The following is a 23,055-nucleotide window of genomic DNA, read 5'->3' on the forward strand; positions in this document are numbered from 1 at the left end:
AGCAATGCGCTTGCTGCTAGCCGATCAAATATCAGCGCCTGAGCTAAGACACTCCAAGGAACTCAACAATGGCTAGTCCTTTTACTATCGAGTCATTGCTTCGCCCCGCCGTCGAGCTTTACACCGTCTGGGTTTGCGCTGCCGCTGCGCTGCTTTGTGTTTTCGCGCCTTGGGCAGTTGCTCTGACCCCCCTATTTGGAGCAGTTGCTGCCACAGGCTTTTTTGGCCTCGGCGTTATTCGCTTCAAGCAAGCAATGGTGGTGTTACGTTACCGGCGCAATATTCGGCGCCTGCCCCACTACACCATGACGAGCACAGACATTCCGGTCAGCAATGAGCGGCTGTTCATCGGTAAGGGGTTTCGCTGGACACAGAAACATACCCAGAGGTTGATGGACACTTACCTTCCCAAGTACGCCGAATATGTCGAGCCAACCTCGACCTACGCTTTAGCGCGGCGAATTGAAGAGCGTCTGGAGTTTGCGCCTTTCCCGCTCAAACTGCTGACCAAGGTCACCTCATGGAATGTAGCTCTCAACCCAGCGCGCCCACTCCCACCAGTAGGTGGTCTACCGCGACTACATGGCATAGAGCCGAACGAAGCTGACGTCAGCTTGCCTTTGGGTGAGCGGGTTGGGCACTCCCTGGTACTCGGGACTACGCGGGTAGGCAAGACCCGCCTGGCAGAGCTGTTCATCACCCAGGACATCAGACGGACCCGACGGAGACCCCGGCGCCGCGTTCAGATGGGTCGCCGCGTACAACCAGTCCATCGAAGCCAGCGCAATGAAGAAATGAACCTGGACCGCGAAGTGGTAATTGTCTTCGATCCTAAAGGCGATGCAGACCTCCTAAAGCGCATGTATATCGAATGCAAGCGCGCAGGCCGACTGGATGAGTTCTACGTATTCCATCTGGGCTGGCCGGATCACTCCGCACGCTATAACGCCGTGGGCCGATTTGGTCGGATTTCGGAGGTAGCAACCCGAATTGCTGGCCAACTATCGGGGGAAGGCAATTCAGCAGCCTTCCGCGAATTCGCCTGGCGTTTCGTCAACATCATCGCGCGCGCCCTCGTTGCCCTGGGACGTCGGCCGGACTACGAGCAGATCCTCAAGCATGTGACCAACATTGATGCGCTGTTCATCGAGTATGCACAGAAGTACTTTGCTGAAAATGATCCCAAGGCCTGGCAAGCGATCGTGGAGCTTGAAGGCAAGATCGATCGTAAGAACCTCAGCTTCGCAATGAAGGATCGACCGCTGCGCGTGGTGGCCCTGGACATGTACCTCATTCAACAACGTATCTCAGATCCCGTAATGGAGGGCCTGCGATCAGCGGTACGTTATGACAAAACCTATTTCGACAAGATCGTGGCCAGCCTGCTGCCACTGCTTGAAAAACTGACCACGGGACGAATTGCGGAGCTGCTATCTCCCGACTACATGGATCTTGAGGATCCACGCCCAATTTTTGACTGGATGCAGATAATCCGCAAACGGGCGGTAGTCTACGTGGGCCTGGACGCTTTATCCGATACAGAGGTGGCTGCGGCCGTTGGCAACTCGATGTTCAGCGACCTGGTGTCGGTTGCGGGCCACATTTACAAATTCGGCATTGATGACGGCTTGCCCGGGGCCAAAGCTGGCAAGGTAGCGATCAACGTACACGCGGACGAATTCAACGAATTAATGGGCGATGAATTCATTCCGATGATCAACAAAGGCGGCGGCGCCGGCATGCAGGTTACGGCCTACACCCAGACCTTGAGCGATATCGAGGCCAAGATTGGTAACCGCGCGAAAGCTGGCCAAGTCATCGGTAACTTCAACAATCTGTTCATGTTGCGTGTCCGTGAAACCGCAACTGCAGAGCTGTTGACCAACCAGTTGCCTAAGGTTCAGGTGTTCACCAGCACGCCGGCAAGCAGTGCTAACGATGCCATCAATGGCAAAGCCGCCTTCACCTCCAACACCCACGACCAGATCCAAAGCGTCAGTGTGCCGATGATCGAACCGGCGCACGTGGTTGCACTGCCCAAGGGACAATGCTTCGCCCTGATTGAAGGCGGCAACCTTTGGAAGATTCGTATGCCCCTGCCGGCAAACGATCCTGATGAAGTCATGCCCAAAGACCTGCAGGCCCTGGCCGAGGAAATGCGGAAAGGTGCAGGAGCAAATAATGGCTGGTGGCAGGCGCCGGGGTATCAATCATTGGGCGAATCGCTACCAGATGACCTATTAGACGATTTCCGCAAATTGGCCGCAGACGAGAAAGTCGCATAAGCCTGGAGGAGCATGGCTATGGCCGATATCGCGGAAAAAGCCCAACAGCAGCAAGAAGGCCAAAAAACCTTTCTGGGCATGCTGTTCTCGGCCCCTTTTCATTTTTTAGGGGTGATGTTTGGCTCCCTGCTAGGCGCCATTATCGTTGAGTGGCTGTGCATGTACGTGTTTTGGCCAGATGCCGGCTGGAAACACGCTCAGCACATGTTCGAGCACGAGTTGAGTTGGCTGTCACAGGATCTGCTGCATAGCGTTGTCATCAAAGAACCCGGGCGTACGGCGACCTGGCTGGCACAGACAGTTTACGACTGGCTGATGGTGAAAAGCGGTCTGCAGGAGAACATAAACGAGCTGACACAGTACACGCGCTCCACATCGCAGCAGCAAGCTGGCACTTTCAATCTGCGCTATGAGCTCGGTCGGGTGATGATCCACTTCCAGGACTACGGCTTAGCTGCGATGTACACCGTGCTGACGTTCTGCGTCCGAATGGTCATTCTGACGTTGACGATTCCATTGTTCGTACTGGCAGCATTCACAGGACTCGTCGATGGCCTGGTGCGACGTGACCTACGAAAATTCGGCTCCGGTCGCGAGTCAAGTTACCTGTATCACAAAGCTCGAGGGACGATCATTCCGCTGACTATCGTGCCTTGGACGATCTACCTGGCCATCCCCGTCAGTATCAGTCCACTTTTGATCCTGCTGCCTTGCGCTGTGCTGTTGGGCGTGTCCGTCAACATCACTGTCTCAAGCTTCAAAAAATACCTCTAGGAGCTGTCCATGCAGTGGACTCAAGAACAGCAGCCAATCATCCATTCAGTCGATAACGAATTGGATGCCACAATCACACTAACCACAGGGCATAAGGCCAAGGGGCTGGAATGGGACTTCGTCAGCCTGTATGACGATTTCAGCGCTGACCCGCTCTCGCCCGATATTGATCAGGGACGTCGAGATGACGAGTTGAATTTGCTCTACGTGGCGGTTACGCGAGCAATGAAGATCTTGGCGCTGAACTCAATGGTGTTGTCCATCATGCAGCAGTATGTGGATGCGCGGTCATCTTTAAAGAGTTCGAGCTAAAGAACTAATTGAGCCCCGCGGCTGGAATCGCAATATCTTGAGGAGGTCGCCATGATTCGTCAGGCGTTTGAGTATCACACCGAGTTCTCCCCGCTTCAGTACATCGTTCTGACCAAAAACCTCTTGATGTTCAAGTCGGTAGAGCCCACGGCTGAACCCGACATTCAGAGCTTTCTAAATGATCCGGAGCGTCAGCAACGCCTCGCTCTATTAGGCAGCGAAGGCTGGGAACTGATCAACGTCCAGCCGGTGTTCAGAGGTGAGATAAAGATCGGCAATCACAACGCTCAAAGCTGGGCCTATGGCATTGCATTGCCTACTGGTTACCTCCTGTTCTTTAAGCGCCAGATCCAAAGCGTATAGCTGGAAGATGGCTGCCTGAAGAAATCAATCAAGACCTGAATATGGTTTTCTTGCGGCGCGCGCCTTGATGAAAACGGCAAGCTGATGGCACCAGGAATTACCAGAGCCCAGCCGTGATCCAGTTCCCGCGCAGCACTGCACTCACTCACCGATTTGCTTTGCCAGCCCTCATCGGACTTTTTGGATGCTGCCTGCATGTCTCCAGTGCAGCAGCTGCCTCCGCATCCGAACAGGCCAATCTGGATGTGATGATCCGTCAGTTGAATGCCCTTGAGGACACTGCACGCCGGAGCGCTCAAGTGGCCGACGAACCGGGCAAGCGCTTCTTCTTCGACTACCAGCGTCTGGCTGGCGATATCGCTCGTATCCGACACGGACTGGAGGATTACCTCACTCCAAGCCGAGCCCAGCCTCGGGACACCGTGGAGTTGTCGGGCCAATACACAAAGCAAGGACGCAAGCCATGAGCATGAGCGGCGCTCAAGCGTCTGCCTTCCAGGCGGCTGCAGGGTTCCCTGCTTCGTCAAGCAACCTGTTCTTCGTGGGCTTTGCGGTGGCCATCATCTTTTTGTGGGGGGCGTGGGCTCTCTGGAGCTGCTACCGAGGATGGGCCACCGGAAACCTTGACCGCACGATCGCTTCCACCTCGGTTGTTCGCATCTTGCTGCTTTGCATGATTTTGACCACGTTTGTTCTCAGTTGACTTTATCGGAGATTCATCATGACCTCGCGCCTACGGCCACGCCGCTTGCTGATCGGCATTCTTACGCTTCCACAGTTGGCCATGGCGGCACTGCCCCAGTCTCAACCCCCCACTCGCGGTGAAGGCTCCAACTTGATGCAGACGATGCAGAACTACGCCTTCGACGGATTTTCTCTGCTCGGTCTCATTGTCTGCGCCGTCATTTTCATTGGGGTCGCCTGGCACGCCTTTGGCACCTACCACGAAATCCAGCACGGCAAAAAGAAATGGATGGACCTCGGTGCAACAGCCGCTGTGGGTGTCGCCATCCTGGGTGTCGCCATTTTCCTGGTCACCAAGGCTACCAATATTCTTTAACGAGCCTTAGGCCATGACAGAACTCTCTGACGATGGAACCCTGATATTCCTTCCAGTGCGGCTGAACAATCAGCCTGTCATCATGGGCGGTCTAACCGCTGATGAGATGTGGGCAACACTGGGGATCAGTATCGCAGCCGGGCTGATCCTCGGCATTGCGGTGGCGATACTTACCCAGATATGGGCGCTGATCATCGCCGCAGCCATGCTTTGTGCGGTTCTCGGGCTCACGCTTGCCAGCCGTTTCTTGCGCCGCTGGAAGCGCGGTCGACCTGACACATGGCTGTACCGCCAGATGCAGTTGAGCATCGCACGATATTTTCCGACCTGGAACAAAGTCCACCTAATCACACGTACTGGTGCATGGACCTGCCGAAGAACGGGGGTTCAATGACTTATCGTAAAAAAGTTGATGCACAACTAGCACATATCAACAGCCTGCGCCTGGTGATAGGTCTGCTAATCATCCTAGGGATCTACATGGCCTATGGCTGGCAGAGCGCACCGCGCGACTTGACCATCCATGTGCCGCCAGACCTTCGTTCGGGTAGTACACGTCAGTGGTGGGATATTCCTCCAGAGTCTGTGTATGCATTCGGACTGTACATATTCCAGCAGATGAACCGCTGGCCTGTGGACGGTGAAGTCGACTACCAGGACAACATCACCCGTCTGGGTAGTTACCTGACGCCTAGCTGCAAAGCTTATCTGCAGAAGGATTTCGAGCTACGTCGCAACAGCGGCGAGCTGCGTAAACGTGAACGTGGTGTTTTTGAGATTCCGGGAAGAGGTATCGACGATAAGTCAGAGCAACATATCGAGCAGAACAGCATCAACGACTGGACCGTCAACCTGGATATCACTGCCGATGAGCATTACGGTGGAGAGCGAGTGAAAAGAGCACTGGCCCGCTACCCTCTGCACATCATTCGCTCGGATATCGATCCCGAAAAGAACCCCTTCGGCCTGGCTTGGGACTGCTACAGCGGTAACCCTCAACGCATTGAAGTCTCTGTCGAGCAAAATAAGGCAGGAGGCAAATGATGCGGCGCTACTTGCTGATTATCGGATTGCTCACACTCAACCTCTTCGGGATGGCCAACGCGGTTGAAATCCTTCGTTGGGACCGAATTCCGTTGGCACTTCCCTTGATCGTCGGACAGGAACGGATTGTCTTTGTCGACCAGAATGTTCGAGTGGGTGTGCCTCGTAACCTGGTCGACAAGCTGCGCGTACAGAGCACCGGCGGCGCCCTCTATTTGTTGGCTAAAGAGCCCATTGAACCAAGCCGCTTGCAGCTGCAGAACATGAGCTCCGGCGAGATTATGCTCGTGGATATCATCGCAACCACCGGGCAACCAAATCAGGATGCATTCGAGCCGGCAAAAATTGTTGCTGGCGAGAGCCCTTCAACACGATACGGGCAAGTCAACTCCAAACCTACGAGCAGCCATGCTTTGGCTCCCACGGCACAAGCCACCACACAGGAAGTAGAGGAAGCCACACCGGCGCCGCGCCGAGAAACGCCATTGCCAGTGGTCCTCACACGATATGCCGCCCAGATGTTGTACGCCCCTCTGCGCACTGTGGAACCGGTGGAAGGCATTGCCCAGGTGAATTTCAAGCGAGGTGTAGACCTCACCACGCTCCTGCCGACGTTAACGGTCGAAGCGTCTGCTCTGGGATCGTGGCGACTGGACGATTACTGGGTGACGGCGGTGAAGCTGCGCAACACGAGCGCTCAGCACCTTAGCTTGGACCCTCGGGATCTGATGGGCGATTTTGTAAGCGCTACCTTCCAGCATCCGTACCTGGGCGCCAAGGGTGATGCCAGCGATACCACAACGGTCTATCTGGTGACCCTTGGCCATGGTTTAGCCGAATCGTTATTACCGGCGGCCGTCAGCCAGATCGATCCGAAGGGAGGTCGTAGTGAAGAGTAATCCACTTGTTAAATACCTGATCATACCGTTCGCGATCCTGGCGATATACGTAGTGGTCAAATCATTCAATCGCGGAAGTCCCGATCAACAGGTTCATGCACCGGACACGGTTGTACTTAGCACGGAAGAGGCTAAAAAGCTTGGGGTTGACGGAGATACACCCAGCGACACATTGCGCACTATTGTTGCGGAAAGCCGACAGCTCAAGGACCAGGTCTCCAATGCACTGAAGACCAATGATGAGCTCAAACAACAGAACATAGAGCTGCAAAAGCGCCTGCAGTCCATCGACCTCAACGTCGACAGCAAACTGCAAAGCGTTCAGCAAACGTTGAAGCAAGAGTCTCAACAACAGAGCCAAACAATCCTGGACACGCTGCAGCAGCAATACAACACCCTGAGCAGCAAATCAGGCAGTGGCAATCAGTCTGGATCTGATTTGCCAATCGGCTTCGGCGTTCAGCCAGGGGATGGTCAAACGTTCAAAGACGCCCCCGGGCCGGACGTTGTATGGATAGAGCCGCAGGATGCGACTCCCGTCGACATCAACGGCAAACCTATCGCTGCCGGCTCAAATCAAACAGCCAGTGGGTTCAACTTCCCGACTTCCTTTGGCGAGTCCATGGACCGGGGTCAAAATGCGCTTCGCACAGGAGCCCAAACCGTCACCAACGAAATTTCGCCGCAGGAGGCGCGCAAACAAGTGCGCAAAGTCTACACACTGCCGCAGAACTCGACATTGATGGGCTCAGTGGCCATGTCCGCGCTGATAGGCCGGGTTCCTATAGACGGCACGGTCAATGACCCCTACCCGTTCAAGGTCCTAATCGGACCAGACAATCTCACGGCTAACGGGATCGACCTGCCCGACGTCGCCGGCGCGGTGGCCAGTGGAACAGCATCAGGTGATTGGACCCTATCCTGCGTACGCGGACAGATCAAAAGTCTGACCTTTGTTTTCAATGATGGCACTGTTCGCACGTTGCCACAGCCGCAGGAAGAAGCGAACGGCAATCAAAACAGTAACAACCAGAACAGTGGCAACCAGACAACTATCCAGGGTGGACTGGGCTGGATAAGCGATGCCTATGGCATTCCCTGCATCAGTGGTGATCGTAAAAGCAACGCCTCGCAATACATCGGATCCCAGGTACTCATCACTGCGGCCGGCGCCGGTGCGGCCTCCCTGATTAAATCAGATGGCAACAGCAGCTCGTTTATAAACCCGCAGTCCGGAACCATCGGTTCTGTCGGCGGTTCAGGCAGTGAGGCCATGGGCAAAATCATTGGCCAGGGCGTCAATGATGTCTCCAGTTGGGTAAACAAACTCTACGGGCAAGCCTTCGCTGCGGTGTACGTGCAGCCAGGCGCCAAGATCGCCGTACACCTGGACCAACAGCTGACCATCGACTACGAACTCAATGGCCGAAAGGTCGACTATCGCTCAGGAGCCCGTCATGCCTCGACTGCGCTTGACTAACCACGCCTTGAAAATTGGCACCTACCTGGTGATCGCACTGCTCGGGTCTGGCTGCGCCACCAGCAAGGACGAACTGCTCCCCCACGGCGACAGCAATATGATGGACGTGTGGAATCAGGGATCCAGTGGTTCAAGCAGCGCAAGTAGCCGCCAATTGCTCGATGCCCGCCAAGACCTGCGTAGACCGTTGCAAACAAATCAGGCGGAACTGGACGAAAATGCAAAATTTACGCGCACTGCTCAAAACGAGATCTACAGCCAGTTTAAGCGCCTGCCCAATCCGGACCTGGTGATGTACGTGTTTCCTCACCTGGCGGGCTCTGATCCAGCTCCAATCCCAGGCTACACCACGGTATTTCCGCTGTATCAGCGCGTTCAGTACGCCATGCCCGGTGAACGCACGGAGGCATATTGATGGGCCTTTTTGAACGACTCAAAGCACGGCGGACATCCGACCGCGTCGAACCTGACCTCTCAGCCAGTGGGACCGAGTCTATCGACGCGCAGCCATCAGCAACCGTGACTTTTGAGGCTGCGACTGAGCGTTATCACGAGCGCCTCGCAGCCATGGGCATTCCATCACCGAGCGATTGGCGTAATCCCCAGAAAAAGCCAGCGACAACTGCTGACGTCGACCGCTTGTATGACGTCAACCCGTCGTTCGTGGACCTTCTGCCCTGGGTAGACTACCTGCCGGGGGAAAAAGCGATGCTGCTGGAAGACGGCGTCTCTCGCGCTGCTTTTTTCGAGCTGATTCCAATTGGCACTGAAGGTCGAGATCCCGAATGGTTGCGCAAAGCCCGGGATGCTCTGGAAAACGCGCTGCAGGATTCGTTTGACGAACTTGAAACCTCCCCATGGATCGTTCAGTTGTACGCCCAGGATGAAACCAGTTGGGATGACTACCTGCAGCAGTTGCACGATTACATTCAGCCTCGCGCGCAGGAGAGTGCCTTCACCGAGCTTTATTTGCAGTTGATGAAGCAGCACCTGGAAGCTATTTCCAAGCCTGGCGGGCTGTTTGAAGATACCAAGGTCAGCCAATTGCCTTGGAGGGGCCAGCAACGGCGAGTCCGTCTAGTGGTGTACCGACGCACCCAGGGCGCGCAGGCGGACGTTCGCGGTCAAGCCCCTGGCCCTTACCTGAAAATCATCTGCGATCGCTTGGTGGGGGGCTTGGCGAACGCCGGCATAAAAACCCATCGTATGGATGGCCACGCCATCCGCCACTGGTTAATTCATTGGTTCAACCCACGCCCAGATCATCTTGGCCCAGCCGATGCTGATATTCGACGCTTCTATGAACTGGTATGCAAACAGGCCCCTTCCTCGGAGGAAGGTGATTTACCGCTAGCCAGCGGTACAGACTTTTCGCAAAACCTGTGTTACCGCGAACCGCTGTCGGACATCGAAAAAGGCCTGTGGTATTTCGACGGTCTTCCCCACCGCGTGGTGATGCTCGATCGTCTGCGCGAAGCTCCAAAGACTGGACATCTAACAGGCGAAACCCGCAAGGGCGGCGATGCACTTAATGCGCTGTTCGACAAAATGCCAGAGGACACCACTCTCTGTATCACCCTCGTCATCACACCGCAGGACATCCTCGAAGGGCATCTGGAACAGCTCTCACGCAAGGCCGTCGGAGATACCCAAGCGTCGATCCTGACGCGCGAGGATGTCGCCACAGCCCGCCAATTGCTTGGCCGTAAGCACAAGCTTTACCGAGGTAGCGTAGCGTTTTACTTGCGAGGGAAAGACGACGCGCAGTTACAGGAACGCAGTTTGCAACTCAGCAGTGCATTACTGGGCGCTGGCATGGAGCCCGTGGAACCTCGGGATGAAGTTGCACCGCTCAACTCATACCTAAGATGGCTGCCTGGCAACTTCGACCCCAACGCGCGAAGGGCATTGGAATGGTACGCGCAACTGATGTTCGCTCAGCATATTGCGAACCTGGCCCCTGTCTGGGGAAGGTCGACCGGAACCGGACATCCAGGTATCACACTGTTTAACCGTGGGGGAGCACCAATTACCTTCGATCCACTGAACAAGCTGGACCGTCAGATGAACGCGCACCTTTTCATCTTCGGTCCGACAGGGTCGGGAAAATCGGCGACCGCGACGAACATCCTCAGTCAGGTAATTGCCATCTATCGGCCTCGCCTGTTCATCGTGGAAGCCGGCAATAGCTTTGGCTTGCTCGGTGATTTCGCCAGGAAGCTGGATCTGACAGTTAACCGCGTTCGGCTGGCCCCCGGCTCAGGCGTCAGCCTGGCGCCCTTCGCGGATGCAGTGAAACTTATCGAACCAGACCAAAACGTGAAAGTTCTGCAGGCTGATGATCTTGAAGCCTCTGATCAACACCTGGCCAGCCAGACCGAGGACGAACAACGCGACATCCTGGGTGAAATGGAGATTACAGCCAGGCTGATGATCACTGGCGGGGAAGAAAAAGAAGATGCGCGCCTTACCCGAGCAGATCGAAGCGCCATCCGCCAATGCATTCTCAATGCAGCACAGAAATGTGTAGCGGAACAACGCATTGTGCTTCCCGAAGACATCCGTGAGGCACTGCGAGAGATGGGGCAAGAGCCGGGTATCCCAGCTGCTCGAAGCTCACGTTTCCAGGAAATGGCGGAAGCATTGTCAATGTTCTGCATGGGTACTGAAGGCGAGATGTTCAACCGCCCTGGTACGCCATGGCCTGAAGCTGACATCACCATTGTGGACCTGGCCACGTATGCCCGAGAAGGCTACAGCGCACAGATGGCCATCGCCTATATCTCATTGCTAAACAGCGTCAACAACATCGCAGAGCGGGATCAATTCAAAGGCCGCCCCCTGATCTTCTTCACCGACGAAGGCCACATTCAGTTGAAGGTGCCACTGCTGTCGCCCTACTCCGTCAAGATCACCAAGATGTGGCGAAAGCTCGGCGCCTGGTTCTGGATGGCGACCCAAAACGTCGACGATGTTCCACCCGAGGCATCGGCTTTGCTGAATATGATCGAGTGGTGGATGTGCTTGAACATGCCGCCGGATGAAGTGGAAAAGATCGCCCGTTTTCGTGAACTGACTCCAGCACAGAAGTCGATGATGCTGTCAGCGCGCAAAGAAAGCGGGAAATTCACCGAAGGCGTGGTGCTATCCAAAAGCATGGAAATGTTGTTCCGGGCGGTGCCCCCCAGTTTATACCTGGCCCTGGCCATGACAGAGCCAGAGGAGAAAAAACAACGCTTCGACATCATGCAAGCCAAAGGCTGCAACGAACTTGATGCCGCCATTGAGGTCGCAGCGGCGCTGGACCGTCATCGCGGTATCGAACCGAAAATCATCAATTTCCCCGAGCAAGCCACGGCCTTGGAGCGCCAAGCATGAGAGCATTAGATTCCCTGACCCAGAACCTGATTGAAAGTCTGATCCACCTACTTGAACAGCCGGGAGAGGAAACCCTTCACACCCTTGAAGTGTGCGCCCCAGTATTGATAGAGCAACTTCAACAGGTCGTGATACGAGCGGTGGATCGTCGTGACGTCGAGTCCCAGCTTCAAATGGTGTTAGCCGACTGGCTTAGGAAGCACCCGCAACCCGAGAGCGCTGAGAGCGCGCTTCTTGAGGCCTTGCGAAAACAAGCGCTTCTCTCATCGAAGTCAGCGGAGGTTCGGGCATGACACGCCTGCGCAAACGCTGGATTATTCTAGGTTGTTTTTTTGCAGGCCTCTCGCTGGCCAGTCTTACCCTTGTTCTAAACGAGATAAAAACACCTATACACACAGGGCCTTGGCTATACGGCTCACCCGATGCGCGTTGGACTGTGACAGAGTTTGCCGACCTGGAATGCCCCTACTGCAAGACATATACGCCGAGACTGAAGGCATGGGTCCTGCAACAAAAGGACGTAAACCTACAGTGGCACCATCTGCCACTGGCTTTCCACGGTGCGGCAGCGGTAAATGAGGCAAGGCTCTCTGAATGCGCCGGAAAGCTAGGTGGTGCAACTGCCTTCTGGCAAACCATCGACCAGATCTTTGACCGCACCGGCAGCAACGGTCAGGGGTTCACTGATCATCTGGATGTCGACGGAATTGATCACCTAGGCCTGATGGCCTGTGCGGTGAATGACAAACAGATCGCCATGAACATTATCCAACAAGCAAAAGATGCAAGCAGAGCTGGAATCACCGCAACTCCCACTTTGATAATTAAAGACAACATGACGGGTAGAACAATAAAACTTGAAGGCCCCGCCGATAGTGTGACTTTACTCTCGGCCATTGATTGGTTAGCTCAAAAAAAGGAGCAACAGCTCCCCTGAAAAGTCGACCGTTGAATCAAGCAGCTTTGCGCTAGCCGCCGACAGAAATCCTATCAATGAGCCATGTCGCGCAGAGGAAGGCAGTACTGTCCCATACGTACAATGGGAAGAGGGGTAAGATTTAACCGGGCAAAGCAGTTATTGCTGCGCGCCCGATTCACAAATAGGCGCTGAATATAAGCCTAAACCTGGAAAAGCGAGCCATCAGCGTTTCTAGGAAGGAAATAGCCCTTGATGCAAGACATACGACGTATGCAGAGTTGCACATGTGTCTGCTTGCGGAAGAAAGTGCCTGGGTATAGCTCTGGCCCCTCCAAGAAGGGAGAGCGGATCGAGTCATAATCTGGCAGCCCTACAGCATCTCGAGCTTGATGAAGGGTCTGGAACACTGCGCAATCGAGATGACGCCTAAGGTTGTCATGATCACCATGAAACCCGGGGACGTTCGTCGGTATTTCCTCGGAGGAAGCGACCAGGATGTCGTAAGCGCCTCGCAGTTCCTCGAGCGCACCTTCATCTGTCAGATTTAGGCATAAGCCCAAATCTATTACAGCACCTACGACAAATGGATCTTTTATCGCTCCCTTTCCGCGCTTGGAATGCTTTCTGATATGTTCGGCATAGCTCAACGCACGCTCTGGGCTGTTTTCCCAGAAATACGCACCTTCTCCCAACCAATCATAATCATTAACGCTGTGCGCTACATGCTCACCAGCGAGAACAGCTTCCCCGATTTTGCGATCACATCCGTGAAAGCCCAGAACAAATGAAGGGAGCTGTTGATACATCAGCGATATGCGGCTTTGAGATGGCCTTTGACGTTATAAACGCCAGTTTTTACGCGAAAAGCCTTGGCTTCAGCGGGATCCCCAGCAAGAATCAAAGCCAACTGACGAAAGCGCTCAGCAGCTTCGATATGCGGGTTGTCAGTCTTGCTGACCTTTTTGGCCTTTGCAATCATGTCGACCTCCTTGAGGCATAGGCGGGTGTACGCTCATTTTATAGACAATCGAAAGCTTTGTCAGTTTGGCTTTCGGGCCACTCATTTCATCACGCGTACGAGCTTCGTCGTCCGAAGATTCAAGAGGCCTGCAGCACCAAGCGCCTGATATGCCGCAATCGCCTTTAGAAGCTAGGAAGCATTGACTTCGTGACGGTGCGCGACCTCTCATGACCTGCGCTCCTCGAACAGTAATCTTCAACATTCTGCATTCCCAAATACCCAAAGCACCCAAGTTTATATTTCTTGCTGCGCTCAAGACCTCCATCCGGTTTTCTGTACCTGAACTCATATCAGGTACGGTGCCATGCTCCAGATCCTTACCCACCTTAGCGAACCGCGGCACTGGCTGCTCCCACTGCTACTGCTCTCGCCCGCTGCTGCCCAAGCAGAAACCTGGGTCGTTACCAATCAGACCCATCCGGTATCGGCGCCCTCTGGCACTCGCATCATTCTTCTGGATGATCACCAACGTCTTGAGGAGCAACTGTCCCAGATACTGCCTGCCGATCCGCGCCAGGCTGAAGCAACGGTCCAACGCTACTTAGCCAGCCCTGCCGGCAAACGTCTCCAAAGCGACCTGGCTCAGGCGCAGCAGGGGGTCACAGACGCCTGGAGCCTGGGAATCGAAAAGCTCCCGGCCGTAGTCGTTGACCGTCGCTACGTAGTGTACGGCGAGCCGGATGTGGCTAAAGCCGTCACGCTGATTGATCGAGCACGGAGCCTGTCTAGATGAGGCGATTAGGTTTTCAGATCAAGTCATTGTCGCTGGCCATCACTTTCAGCATGTCCTTCAGCGCATCAGCTGCGATCACCTCTGCATCCATCATTGCGTCAACGCTGTCGCCGACGTGCTTGGAATACAGGGTTGTAGGTATCTGCTATTGGCTGCTCTGCACGCCTTTCGGCTGCAAAATCAAAACCTCGACAAAGGTTCGTCACTATGTGCCAGACGCGGTGGTGTCAGCATATTCGAATACGGGGATGAACCCCTGGATAGAGATGTCTCCTATGGGAGCACCGAATCCCATGGCCCAAGCAGGAAACGACGGCACCACCAATCACGTCGCTGAAAACAACATCATCAAGTTCAAGGAAGCCGATGTCATAGGCCACCCTGGCGGTGCGACTTTCAGTCAATTTGCCAGCGCTTCTGGCTATATCTGCAAAGGCGCGACATTACCGCTCGTACCCTACTTCCTGAGCACCCTCGATCCGATTGCCTGGCGATACGGCGTACCCGAGTCCGTCTACCCCGAAGCACTGATTCCGGGGAAGCGCGAAGTCGGCAGCCTATTCACAGCCAGTATTTGGGGGAATGTCTATCCACGTAGTGGCTTTCTCAACCAGACCGATGACTATAAGACCGGCGCCGTCATTGCACAGCGCGCCGGTGACGTAGTCACCCGCCCAGGCCAAGTACATGTCTATCTGCCAATGCTCGCCCTTCCCTACGCCGGATACTGGCCTGCGGGGCCACTACGCGAAGGTGACGCCTCCACAGGCAAGTGGCAAGAGCTGACCCCAGTCCTCAACCCGACTTGCGCAACCTTTCCCACTATCGGCCCCAACATCGATGCGCAGGATGGCGGCTACGCCTGGGCGCTCTGGCGCCCATATTCCTGCTGCCAACGTCGTGGTCAGACCTTCCTCGGCAGTACGGACTTCCTATGACACAGCGATCGGAGCACAACATGAAATTCACCACCTTGGCGATAGGGCTCACCTGCTGCCTCAGCAGCGCAATAGCGTTCTCTGCTGACCCAATCAACATCTCATCCTCCGGCAGTGTCATTGGTGACGACGTGCTCTACAACATCGGTGGGGGGAGCGCAGTGGCCATGGGCAGCGCTGGCAACATGGACAGTATTTCCGTAGGTGGCGGTTGGAACAACAATCTGATCTGCGGAAACATGAGCCTTAGTAACACATTACAAAATCAGTTGAACGGGGCCACTTCTGGATTCCAGAACATCATGACCTCGGTGGTACAGAACGCCACTAGCGCCGTGGCTTCGTTGCCGGCATTGATTCTTCAACGTGCGAACCCGGCGCTATACAACCTCATCACCAACGGCATCCTGCAGGCCCGACTCGACTTTGATCGATCCAAAGGCACTTGCCGCGCCATTGGAGAAAAAATGGCCGATATCGCCGGCAACCAGATGGGCTGGGGCAAGCTCGCTGAGGGTCAGGCCATGAGCCAGGCGCTGACATCCAACACGGACGCGGTATCTGCGGTGGAGCAAGTCGAAAAAAAAGGTGGCAACGACGGCGTCACTTGGGTTGGGGGTGATCGAGCAGGAGGTTCCGGTCAGAAGCCTATTCGTATCGTAGGTGACGTCACCAAAGCGGGCTACAACCTGCTGAACAAGCGAGCCGCAAGCGACACCTCATCGATTAGTAAAGACAACTGCAACAATGGCATGGTGTGCAACGTTTGGTCATCACCCCAAGAGGCCACGACCTTCGCCAATCGTGTGCTGGGGGAACAACAACAGCAGACCTGTGACAGTTGTCCTAAAACGGTTACAGCTGCTGGCGTCGGTCTGACGCCGCTGATCCAGGAAACCTACGACACCAAGCTGAAAGCCTTGCAGGAACTGCTGAACGGGGGAAAAACCCTCTCCATCGAAAACCTGGAAGCCGCGAGTAGCAACTCTCTGCCCATTACCCGGGGCGTTGTAGCAGCGCTCAAGGATGAGCGTGATCAGGACGTACTTGCTCGCAGGCTTGCCTCAGAAGTCGCGCTTTCTGACGTTTTGGAGAAAGCCTTAACCCTGCAGCGCACGTTGATGGCGGGCAGTCGCGAGCCGAACGTCGCGGCTAATGACCTCGCCCTCCAGGCAGTCGGTCAGCAGAGTTCCTCGCTGCAGCAGGAAATTGGCAATCTGAAAATGGAACTGGATATGCGTCAGCAGCTCGCGAAAAACTCGCCCCTCACAATCATTGAGCGCGGTAAAGCGCGGGCCGAAGACTCTCGGGGCGTGTTTCAGGGGGCACCTGAAACGGATCGATTGGAGCAGTTGCAGTCGCCCGCCAAGAACAAACAGTGAGGAGTAGGCCATGACCGATAAACGAAGGCCTAGCAATGCCTCCAACCCCTCGGTGGTTCGTCGAGCGGGCAGGGCCATCCTAATCGCGCTTGCCGTGTTGCTCGCCAATACCGCAGTCGCGGTCTTCATCAGCAGCGTATTGATGAGCGTGTTCGACAGCGCCGAGCAATGGCAAGCCTGGCGCACTGACAATTACTGGCTGCTTCTCTGTTGGCGATTGATGCTTTATATGGCAATTACCTACGCCTGGCTGAAGCTCAAGTATCGACTGCCACAATCAGATCGCACTAAGCATCGCAGAAGCATCTTAAAGATTGAAGTAATGCTGATGATACTGGTGTTAATGATTGAACTGAGCAAAGCTGTATCCCTAGCAGGAGGCGTCCAATGACGCTCTATACCAATGATTATTTGGAGTACTACCTAACACTGGCCGGATGGATTATCAACAACGGTATTTGGTCGATGATTTCAGATACCGGATTATTTGCACTGCCATTCTGCATCATTGTTATCAAAGAGTGGCTGAAAGTTCGTGGAGAAGGTGCTGATGAGGGTAACAAAGGCGTCCTCTCACTAGCCCGAATCGAAACCAACATCTACGTCGGTTACGTCGTCGTGGCGCTTTGCGGCGTCCCAGCAGTAAATGTTAGTTTTGACACGTTGGCATTTGATCAAAGTAGATCTCAGCAGTGTCAGTACAACTTACCTAAACCCGCGGACACTGGTTGGAACACAACATTCAGTACTCTGGCAGGCAAGAGTGCAGAAATGCCCATGTGGTGGGCCTTTATGCATGCGTTATCAAAGGGATTGACCAGCGGCGCTGTCGCGGCCATACCCTGCGGAACTGATCTCCGGCAAATGCGGATGGAAGTGGATAACACCAAAATAAACAACCCATTGCTGGCTCAGGAAATAGGAGATTTTACGCACGACTGTTATGGTCCTTCCCGAGCTAGGTTATTTATGCGTCAACCCGACTTGGGAACTAAGGCGAATGATCCAAAGTTTTTGGAGGATCTCAGCTGGATCGGCTCCCACTTTCTTCTGAACACTTCTGGCTATTACGATACGGATTACTCTAAAACACCCAGGAGTTCCTGGCCCTACAGCGCTACCCGCGACGTAGGCTTGCCACAAGTGAGTGGAGGCGGTGGGTATCCGACTTGCAAACAATGGTGGTTCGATAGCGGTGTGGGCTTACGGGATCGCATCAAGGATCAAGTATCACCAGATCTCATGACCAAAATGCTTGGTTGGGCGAAGTGGATGTCCCAGGACGAAGTGACCGACTCACTTGTTAGGCAACTGGTCTCGCCGTCGAATCAGGTGAAAGGGGATGTTTATACGGACTACGGGGGGCAAATCAACGGAACCGTTTGGAATGGAGCAGCCCGGGCAGCGGGGACTTTCGGAGTTGCATTAGGATCTATGGCCTATTTCCCAGCTATGGACATGGTTCGCCAGGCGCTACCGATGGTCATGGCGTTCTTAAAAATGGCGATGGTAATTTGCATTCCGTTGGTGCTGATTGTCGGTGCTTACCAACTTAAAGTGGCCATGACTATGTCCGTAGTGTTTTTTGCTCTGATCTTCGTGGACTTCTGGTTTCAACTGGCAAGATGGGTCGATACCACGATACTGGACGCTTTATATGGAGCCGGCTCCCCGCATTTATCATTTGATCCTGTGATGGGTTTGAACACTGCTACCCAGGACGCAATCTTGAACTTCGTGATGGGATCGATGTTCATCATCCTGCCGGTATTTTGGATAGGCGCGCTGGGATGGGCAGGGGTTAGTGCGGGAAATGCGCTGGAAGGTCTTAGCAGCGGAACAAAAGATGTTAAACAAGCAGGATCACAAGGCAGCAAAGAACTGAGGAATGTGCTTTGAAAGGATGAGTAGTGCCTACGTCAGGGCGCTACTCATCGGCATCCCCAAACGTATGGCAATTTCCGTACATGTCATAATAACCCCACCCATCGGGACCATCTCGCCAGCCGACTGCAAATCCCTCTTTCCGACCTCCCTCATGACGTGGGGAAATTGCCCCCTTCATCAGGGCAAGAAAAATAATACCAATAGTCAAGACTGCAATGAAGGCGTTAGCCAGCCATGTCCAAAAAAACACGGCCAATGCGATCAGAGCCAGACGCTTAACCCAGCGCATTGTGCTGTTATGACTGCACCAAACGAGGCGCACAACCTGGCCCAGGCCATAGCCCAAACGACTTGCTACTCCCTGGGATGTCTGTGTGGTCATGGCGCGTCTCCTTCATGCCCATTCTAGAGGCGATTTGACATTACTTATAATACCGATTTTTCTCTGCCGCAAGATCAGGAGACAAACGGCCGTTACACTCGGCACCAAACGCCCGCCCCTTTTCACTGCAAAAATGGCCCAAAGGGTAAAAGGTTTTGTAGAAGCGAATGGAATGGTTCACAAGGGTAAAAGCCCTACCCGAAAGGGCCGCTTTTAGCGGGTAAAAGGACCAATCTTAAGGAATCTCTCGCGGGATATAAATTTCAACTAACTCTTCTTCTGTAAAACTGCTGAGCAAAGAAAAGTAATTAGCTCTGGAATCAACCGTCAAAGGTTGGATAGGACCTAGCCCAATAAGAGTTGAAACCGCCTCGTCAGGCGTCATTTCGCTAGTAAGTGGAGCTCTCCGCCCGGAGTAATAAACCTTGTCTGACGCAACGGCAACATCCAGTAAGTCACGTACTTCGCCGTAACGAGGGTAACGCGCGGCGGTTAAAAATACCCCATCGAAAACGACAAACACGCTATCAACGTGAGGAATAATATATTTAGCTAAAGCGACAACCAGAGGAAGGTTGTTATTATACCTTGCTTCATCGTCGTCAAGATCATTTTCTACGCTCGCAAAAAGAATGATCTCATCACACTTATTGTCACGTATCAAATCACAAAGTGCCCAAACATTATCTGAGGTTGATTTCGTAGCGTAGCGAAGTGAAACCATCATTTTTTCCTCACCGGGTCGATCTGCGGCACCGTGCCCTTAAACCGAAACGACGATTATTTTGCATTCCTTTCTCCGTCACCACCATAGAAAGATGGCTTTTCGCCAAAAGAAATACCTGAGACCACCAGTAAACCTTTCCTCTTGCTCGCCCCCCCGTTGATAGGAGAAAAGCCTGCCCCATGATTCATTAATGGAGCCGACGATGTTCTCAATCTTCCGCCGCAGCAAAAAGCTACCTGCTGCCGTCTCTTCTCCGAAAGGCTACCTGAAACCAGCCCAGGCACAGGACTTGCTCGCAACTCCGCGCCGACAAAAACTTCTGGAGAACATTTGGCAACGCGCATCGTTATCCCGCTCTCAGTTTGCAGAACTCTATCGGCTTCCACTTGAGCGCTACGCGGAGTTGGTCCAGCAGCTCCCTGCTTCGCAAAACCACCACCATGCACACCCTGGCGGCATGCTGGATCACGGGCTTGAAATCGTCGCCTATGCATTGAAGATCCGACAGACCTATCTACTCCCTATAGGCGCACCACCGGAATCTCAATCAGCACAGGCTGAAGCGTGGACTGCCGCAGCAGCTTATGGCGCTCTGATACATGACCTTGGAAAGATTGCCGTCGACGTGCATATCGAACTGGAGGGAGGTAAGACCTGGCACCCATGGCATGGTCCAATCAATCGTCCTTACCGCTTTCGTTACGTGAAAGGACGCAGCTACCAACTACATGGGGCCGCAGCTGCACTGATCTACGCCCAGATCCTCTCCCCGGAGATTCTGGACTGGCTCAGTGACTTCCCAGAAGTGTGGTCGCAGTTAGTCTTTGTATTGGCCGGTCAATACGAACACGCAGGAATTCTGGGAGAAATAGTAGTCAAGGCCGACCAGGCGTCCGTAGCCCAGGAACTGGGCGGAAACCCATCCCGCGCATTGTCCGCGCCCAAGCAGTCTTTGCAGCGGCAATTGGCAGAAGGGTTGCGCTACTTGGTCCGGGATACATTCAAATTGAATCAACCCGATGGTCCGTCAGATGGATGGCTGACACAGGATGCTCTTTGGCTGGTTAGCAAACCTATTGCAGATCAATTGCGGGCCTACTTGCTGACTCAGGGCGTTGAGGGCGTGCCCAGCTCGAATGCGCCCTTCTTCAACATGCTGCAGGATCAGGGGGTTATCCAGACCAATACCCAGGACAAGGCGATCTGGAGGGCCACGATCGACAATGGTCGCGGCTGGCGAAACACCTTCACTCTGTTGAAGCTTTCGCCGGCACTGATCTGGAATGACCCCACCGATCGGCCAACTGCATACGCGGGCACCCTTGAGGTAGAAGCGGGCAATTCGGTAGAAGAGTCTTCGGCGGAAAGCAGCATCTCTAAGCGACCAGAGACCTTGCCCCAGGACGTTGGATTTAAAGGGGCGCATACAGATTCAGCACCGGCAGAAACAATACCATTTGACCTCCCGCAGCCTTCTCCCAGCAATCCAGCTGAATTTGACGAACTACTGGCCCTCCTTGGTAATATCAAAGAGCCACCATCGAACAATGATAACCATAATGTCTCAGCGGCACACACCGCCCCCCTTCAATTGGATGATTCTCAGCCTTGCATCAGCGCCAATGAATGGGGCTCGCCACTCGCAACTCCAATAGAAGTAACATCGATGCCAAGGAATAACACCGATTTCGGTAAGGGATTTGTTGAATGGCTTAAAAAAGGCATCGCATCCCGAAGCATCATAATAAATGACGCCAAAGCACAGGTTCATACGGTGGCGGGGACTGCCATGCTGGTAACGCCTGGAATATTCAAGCGTTATGTCCTGGAGTTCCCTCAAATTGAACTGCAGGCGAAAGCACAGCAGGTAAATGCTTGGCAGATGGTTCAGAGGAGTTTTGAGAAGCTGAAACTCCATAAAAAAACTGAAAAACACCTGAATATCTGGACATGCAATGTTGTTGGGCCTCGAAAATCTAAGCAGCTCAAGGGGTACTTACTTATTGACCCGCTTACGATTTTCTCTGAAGTCCCCTTCGACAACTTAAGCCTGTCTCTGAAATCAGAAATGTTGGAATCGCCAGAATGACCACGCCTTTAAAGTTAACGGAGGAGTACATATTTGCTCACGACCTTCGCGATGCTAGTGCGAAGATCTATCGTGCATCGACCAAAGCATTACTTAAACATTTCCGAACAACTCCGATTGAGGAGATTGATCATCGCGCGGTACTGGCATGGAGAAAGAAGATTCTTGAGAATGGATTATCCAAACGAAGCTGGAACACCTATTCGAATCATCTACGTACTGTATGGGGCTATGCAATTGAGCACGGCCTGATGACCCACACCACGATCAATCCATTCAGAAAAACAAGCGTTATTCCACCCAAGCGAGCCAGTAAGACAATCAATGGAGAAGCAATACAACGAGCTCGCAACTGGCTCACATCTCTTGTTGGGCAAGAGCGCTGTACTCAAGAGCGTACCCAGATAACACCAGCTTGGTTCTGGCTAGCCGTTTTCGAGATGTTTTATTACACCGGTATTCGATTAAATGCCCTGCTATGCCTTCGCTACAAGGATATCGACTGGGACAACAAGATGATCCTAGTTCGCGGTGAAACAGAGAAAACCCATCGCGAGTTTTTCCTACCCATCATGGAGGGACTTGCTCCACACCTTTGCAGAATCCTGGGAGAAGCGGAGAAGATAGGTTTTTCACCGGACGATCAGCTGTTTAACGTCAACCGATTTTCGAGGCACTATCACGGTAAGGAAATGAACATCGATCAGGTTGAGTCGATCTACCGCAAGCTCACCGATAAAATCGGCGTGCGGATGACCCCTCACCGCTTTAGGCACACCCTCGCCACGGACTTGATGAAACAACCAGAGCGGAACATTCATCTCACCAAAAGTCTGCTGAACCACTCAAATATTGCAACGACGATGAACTACATCGAAGTCGACTACGACCACATGCGTGCTGTCCTGCACGAGAGAAGTCTGGCTCAGGGTGCTTTAAGCCGAGTTAGAAGGGTTGATGCAAGCGGTACACCACCGACTTCAGCCATTACAGCCCCTTCCGCTCAAATAAGATTGCCTTCGCGAAAAAATGCCGATCCAAAGCCCACAACGTTGCAGCCTCCACAACAACAGGCGGCTATCGAAGAGGTCATAATTGATAGACCTAGCAGATCGAGTGGCCCAAGTGCGCTTAGGAAGGCTCTTGAGTTCGCATCAGCACAACTACATAGCGGCTCAATGGAATCTGCCACAGATTCGCCATCAGATCAGATAGATCAGAATCTGTTGTTAACGCTAATGGCAAGCGGGCTAGGCGTCGGCACATTCCGGAAACGCACCCAATCTGAGCGATCGATGGGAAGCACATCGTTCTCCCGGGCGTCTCCATAGCACGACACCTAGGTCAAGCCGCACCGCAGTAGCGAGCTCTGGATAACCAGA

Annotated in this window: 25 protein-coding genes and 1 pseudogene; 22 read left to right on the forward strand and 4 right to left on the reverse strand. The window is 53.8% G+C overall.

From position 1 onward, the window contains the following. Window positions 1-68: 68 nt before the first annotated feature. The 15 genes and pseudogenes from traD to HDC32_RS16840 all read left to right on the forward strand — a co-directional run bounded on the left by traD (window position 69) and on the right by HDC32_RS16840 (window position 12,532). Window positions 69-2,285, forward strand: coding sequence for a type IV conjugative transfer system coupling protein TraD (traD, locus tag HDC32_RS16770; protein ID WP_184744817.1), 2,217 nt, complete (start codon window positions 69-71; stop codon window positions 2,283-2,285). Window positions 2,286-2,303: 18 nt separating this feature from the next. Continuing rightward, window positions 2,304-3,059: a TIGR03747 family integrating conjugative element membrane protein gene (locus HDC32_RS16775; protein ID WP_184744819.1), complete on the forward strand. Its 756-nt coding sequence runs from the start codon at window positions 2,304-2,306 to the stop codon at window positions 3,057-3,059. A 45-nt stretch (window positions 3,060-3,104) separates the two neighbouring features. Next, window positions 3,105-3,371: pseudogene (locus HDC32_RS16780) on the forward strand (ATP-binding domain-containing protein); the annotation flags it as partial. Between the two features lie 51 nt (window positions 3,372-3,422). Next, entirely contained in the window at window positions 3,423-3,734 is a 312-nt protein-coding gene (locus HDC32_RS16785) for a hypothetical protein (RefSeq protein ID WP_184744821.1), read from the forward strand. A 158-nt stretch (window positions 3,735-3,892) separates the two neighbouring features. After that, entirely contained in the window at window positions 3,893-4,201 is a 309-nt protein-coding gene (locus HDC32_RS16790; protein WP_221461986.1) for an RAQPRD family integrative conjugative element protein, read from the forward strand. Beyond that, window positions 4,198-4,437, forward strand: a complete 240-nt coding sequence (locus tag HDC32_RS16795) for a TIGR03758 family integrating conjugative element protein (protein WP_027606824.1) — start codon at window positions 4,198-4,200, stop codon at window positions 4,435-4,437. Before HDC32_RS16790 ends, HDC32_RS16795 begins: the two co-directional genes overlap by 4 nt. A gap of 18 nt (window positions 4,438-4,455) precedes the next feature. Further along, on the forward strand, window positions 4,456-4,794 hold the full coding sequence (locus tag HDC32_RS16800) for a TIGR03745 family integrating conjugative element membrane protein (RefSeq protein ID WP_027606825.1): 339 nt from the start codon (window positions 4,456-4,458) through the stop codon (window positions 4,792-4,794). A 13-nt stretch (window positions 4,795-4,807) separates the two neighbouring features. Next, complete coding sequence (locus HDC32_RS16805; RefSeq protein WP_027606826.1) at window positions 4,808-5,188, forward strand: TIGR03750 family conjugal transfer protein; 381 nt, start codon at window positions 4,808-4,810, stop codon at window positions 5,186-5,188. Next, window positions 5,185-5,838, forward strand: a complete 654-nt coding sequence (locus HDC32_RS16810) for a PFL_4703 family integrating conjugative element protein (RefSeq protein WP_184744825.1) — start codon at window positions 5,185-5,187, stop codon at window positions 5,836-5,838. Before HDC32_RS16805 ends, HDC32_RS16810 begins: the two co-directional genes overlap by 4 nt. After that, window positions 5,838-6,737, forward strand: coding sequence for a TIGR03749 family integrating conjugative element protein (locus HDC32_RS16815; RefSeq protein ID WP_409438487.1), 900 nt, complete (start codon window positions 5,838-5,840; stop codon window positions 6,735-6,737). Before HDC32_RS16810 ends, HDC32_RS16815 begins: the two co-directional genes overlap by 1 nt. Beyond that, the gene (locus HDC32_RS16820) at window positions 6,727-8,217 is read left to right on the forward strand and encodes a TIGR03752 family integrating conjugative element protein (RefSeq protein WP_184744829.1); all 1,491 of its coding nucleotides are present in this window, start codon (window positions 6,727-6,729) and stop codon (window positions 8,215-8,217) included. The genes HDC32_RS16815 and HDC32_RS16820 overlap by 11 nt, the downstream gene beginning before the upstream one ends. Continuing rightward, window positions 8,195-8,632, forward strand: a complete 438-nt coding sequence (locus HDC32_RS16825; protein ID WP_027606961.1) for a TIGR03751 family conjugal transfer lipoprotein — start codon at window positions 8,195-8,197, stop codon at window positions 8,630-8,632. The genes HDC32_RS16820 and HDC32_RS16825 overlap by 23 nt, the downstream gene beginning before the upstream one ends. Next, on the forward strand, window positions 8,632-11,595 hold the full coding sequence (locus HDC32_RS16830) for a conjugative transfer ATPase (protein ID WP_184744831.1): 2,964 nt from the start codon (window positions 8,632-8,634) through the stop codon (window positions 11,593-11,595). Before HDC32_RS16825 ends, HDC32_RS16830 begins: the two co-directional genes overlap by 1 nt. After that, entirely contained in the window at window positions 11,592-11,888 is a 297-nt protein-coding gene (locus tag HDC32_RS16835; protein WP_184744833.1) for a hypothetical protein, read from the forward strand. The genes HDC32_RS16830 and HDC32_RS16835 overlap by 4 nt, the downstream gene beginning before the upstream one ends. Continuing rightward, window positions 11,885-12,532, forward strand: coding sequence for a DsbA family protein (locus tag HDC32_RS16840; protein WP_184744835.1), 648 nt, complete (start codon window positions 11,885-11,887; stop codon window positions 12,530-12,532). Before HDC32_RS16835 ends, HDC32_RS16840 begins: the two co-directional genes overlap by 4 nt. 182 nt (window positions 12,533-12,714) lie before the next feature. Here HDC32_RS16840 and HDC32_RS16845 read toward each other — a convergent pair whose 3' ends face one another. Together HDC32_RS16845 and HDC32_RS16850 are read right to left on the reverse strand one after the other, a co-directional pair. Then, window positions 12,715-13,320 (reverse strand): hypothetical protein, encoded by a 606-nt coding sequence (locus HDC32_RS16845; protein ID WP_082461568.1) that lies wholly within the window; start codon window positions 13,318-13,320, stop codon window positions 12,715-12,717. Continuing rightward, on the reverse strand, window positions 13,320-13,493 hold the full coding sequence (locus HDC32_RS16850; RefSeq protein ID WP_184744837.1) for a hypothetical protein: 174 nt from the start codon (window positions 13,491-13,493) through the stop codon (window positions 13,320-13,322). Before HDC32_RS16850 ends, HDC32_RS16845 begins: the two co-directional genes overlap by 1 nt. Window positions 13,494-13,839: 346 nt before the next feature. On the opposite strand from HDC32_RS16850, the gene HDC32_RS16855 reads away from it, so the two are divergent. From HDC32_RS16855 to HDC32_RS16875, 5 genes are read left to right on the forward strand one after another with little or no spacing between them, the layout of a single operon-like run. Continuing rightward, a complete protein-coding gene (locus HDC32_RS16855; RefSeq protein ID WP_184744839.1) occupies window positions 13,840-14,268 on the forward strand; it encodes a TIGR03757 family integrating conjugative element protein in 429 nt (142 codons plus the stop codon). Then, on the forward strand, window positions 14,265-15,206 hold the full coding sequence (locus HDC32_RS16860; RefSeq protein WP_184744841.1) for a TIGR03756 family integrating conjugative element protein: 942 nt from the start codon (window positions 14,265-14,267) through the stop codon (window positions 15,204-15,206). Before HDC32_RS16855 ends, HDC32_RS16860 begins: the two co-directional genes overlap by 4 nt. Window positions 15,207-15,226: 20 nt before the next feature. After that, the gene (locus tag HDC32_RS16865; RefSeq protein WP_184744843.1) at window positions 15,227-16,588 is read left to right on the forward strand and encodes an integrating conjugative element protein; all 1,362 of its coding nucleotides are present in this window, start codon (window positions 15,227-15,229) and stop codon (window positions 16,586-16,588) included. A gap of 10 nt (window positions 16,589-16,598) precedes the next feature. After that, a complete protein-coding gene (locus HDC32_RS16870) occupies window positions 16,599-16,979 on the forward strand; it encodes a hypothetical protein (protein ID WP_184744845.1) in 381 nt (126 codons plus the stop codon). Further along, window positions 16,976-18,487: a conjugal transfer protein TraG N-terminal domain-containing protein gene (locus HDC32_RS16875; RefSeq protein WP_184744847.1), complete on the forward strand. Its 1,512-nt coding sequence runs from the start codon at window positions 16,976-16,978 to the stop codon at window positions 18,485-18,487. Before HDC32_RS16870 ends, HDC32_RS16875 begins: the two co-directional genes overlap by 4 nt. Before the next feature lie 28 nt (window positions 18,488-18,515). On the opposite strand, the gene HDC32_RS16880 is transcribed toward HDC32_RS16875, so the two are convergent. Both HDC32_RS16880 and HDC32_RS16885 read right to left on the reverse strand, forming a co-directional pair. After that, window positions 18,516-18,857, reverse strand: coding sequence for a hypothetical protein (locus HDC32_RS16880; protein ID WP_184744849.1), 342 nt, complete (start codon window positions 18,855-18,857; stop codon window positions 18,516-18,518). A gap of 235 nt (window positions 18,858-19,092) precedes the next feature. Continuing rightward, window positions 19,093-19,581, reverse strand: a complete 489-nt coding sequence (locus tag HDC32_RS16885; RefSeq protein WP_033899063.1) for a hypothetical protein — start codon at window positions 19,579-19,581, stop codon at window positions 19,093-19,095. 193 nt (window positions 19,582-19,774) lie between these two features. Between HDC32_RS16885 and mobH the strand changes: the two genes are divergently transcribed. Both mobH and xerC read left to right on the forward strand, forming a co-directional pair. Next, entirely contained in the window at window positions 19,775-21,673 is a 1,899-nt protein-coding gene (mobH, locus tag HDC32_RS16890) for a MobH family relaxase (RefSeq protein ID WP_409438484.1), read from the forward strand. Then, a complete protein-coding gene (gene xerC / locus HDC32_RS16895; RefSeq protein WP_184744853.1) occupies window positions 21,670-23,004 on the forward strand; it encodes a tyrosine recombinase XerC in 1,335 nt (444 codons plus the stop codon). The genes mobH and xerC overlap by 4 nt, the downstream gene beginning before the upstream one ends. The last annotated feature ends 51 nt before the right edge of the window (window positions 23,005-23,055 follow it).

The organism is Pseudomonas sp. JAI120 (genome assembly GCF_014207255.1).
Lineage (GTDB): Bacteria > Pseudomonadota > Gammaproteobacteria > Pseudomonadales > Pseudomonadaceae > Aquipseudomonas.

Coding starts and splice junctions, on each gene's coding strand:
- HDC32_RS16785 (WP_184744821.1), top strand. CDS start 3,423: ATGATTCGTCAGGCGTTTGAGTATCACACCGAGTTCTCCCCGCTTCAG.
- mobH (WP_409438484.1), top strand. CDS start 19,775: ATGGAGCCGACGATGTTCTCAATCTTCCGCCGCAGCAAAAAGCTACCT.
- HDC32_RS16875 (WP_184744847.1), top strand. CDS start 16,976: ATGACGCTCTATACCAATGATTATTTGGAGTACTACCTAACACTGGCC.
- HDC32_RS16810 (WP_184744825.1), top strand. CDS start 5,185: ATGACTTATCGTAAAAAAGTTGATGCACAACTAGCACATATCAACAGC.
- HDC32_RS16835 (WP_184744833.1), top strand. CDS start 11,592: ATGAGAGCATTAGATTCCCTGACCCAGAACCTGATTGAAAGTCTGATC.
- HDC32_RS16880 (WP_184744849.1), bottom strand. CDS start 18,857: ATGACCACACAGACATCCCAGGGAGTAGCAAGTCGTTTGGGCTATGGC.
- HDC32_RS16830 (WP_184744831.1), top strand. CDS start 8,632: ATGGGCCTTTTTGAACGACTCAAAGCACGGCGGACATCCGACCGCGTC.
- HDC32_RS16855 (WP_184744839.1), top strand. CDS start 13,840: ATGCTCCAGATCCTTACCCACCTTAGCGAACCGCGGCACTGGCTGCTC.
- HDC32_RS16870 (WP_184744845.1), top strand. CDS start 16,599: ATGACCGATAAACGAAGGCCTAGCAATGCCTCCAACCCCTCGGTGGTT.
- HDC32_RS16800 (WP_027606825.1), top strand. CDS start 4,456: ATGACCTCGCGCCTACGGCCACGCCGCTTGCTGATCGGCATTCTTACG.
- HDC32_RS16885 (WP_033899063.1), bottom strand. CDS start 19,581: ATGGTTTCACTTCGCTACGCTACGAAATCAACCTCAGATAATGTTTGG.
- HDC32_RS16805 (WP_027606826.1), top strand. CDS start 4,808: ATGACAGAACTCTCTGACGATGGAACCCTGATATTCCTTCCAGTGCGG.
- HDC32_RS16815 (WP_409438487.1), top strand. CDS start 5,838: ATGCGGCGCTACTTGCTGATTATCGGATTGCTCACACTCAACCTCTTC.
- xerC (WP_184744853.1), top strand. CDS start 21,670: ATGACCACGCCTTTAAAGTTAACGGAGGAGTACATATTTGCTCACGAC.
- HDC32_RS16845 (WP_082461568.1), bottom strand. CDS start 13,320: ATGTATCAACAGCTCCCTTCATTTGTTCTGGGCTTTCACGGATGTGAT.
- HDC32_RS16825 (WP_027606961.1), top strand. CDS start 8,195: ATGCCTCGACTGCGCTTGACTAACCACGCCTTGAAAATTGGCACCTAC.
- HDC32_RS16850 (WP_184744837.1), bottom strand. CDS start 13,493: ATGATTGCAAAGGCCAAAAAGGTCAGCAAGACTGACAACCCGCATATC.
- traD (WP_184744817.1), top strand. CDS start 69: ATGGCTAGTCCTTTTACTATCGAGTCATTGCTTCGCCCCGCCGTCGAG.
- HDC32_RS16840 (WP_184744835.1), top strand. CDS start 11,885: ATGACACGCCTGCGCAAACGCTGGATTATTCTAGGTTGTTTTTTTGCA.
- HDC32_RS16795 (WP_027606824.1), top strand. CDS start 4,198: ATGAGCATGAGCGGCGCTCAAGCGTCTGCCTTCCAGGCGGCTGCAGGG.
- HDC32_RS16865 (WP_184744843.1), top strand. CDS start 15,227: ATGAAATTCACCACCTTGGCGATAGGGCTCACCTGCTGCCTCAGCAGC.
- HDC32_RS16775 (WP_184744819.1), top strand. CDS start 2,304: ATGGCCGATATCGCGGAAAAAGCCCAACAGCAGCAAGAAGGCCAAAAA.
- HDC32_RS16860 (WP_184744841.1), top strand. CDS start 14,265: ATGAGGCGATTAGGTTTTCAGATCAAGTCATTGTCGCTGGCCATCACT.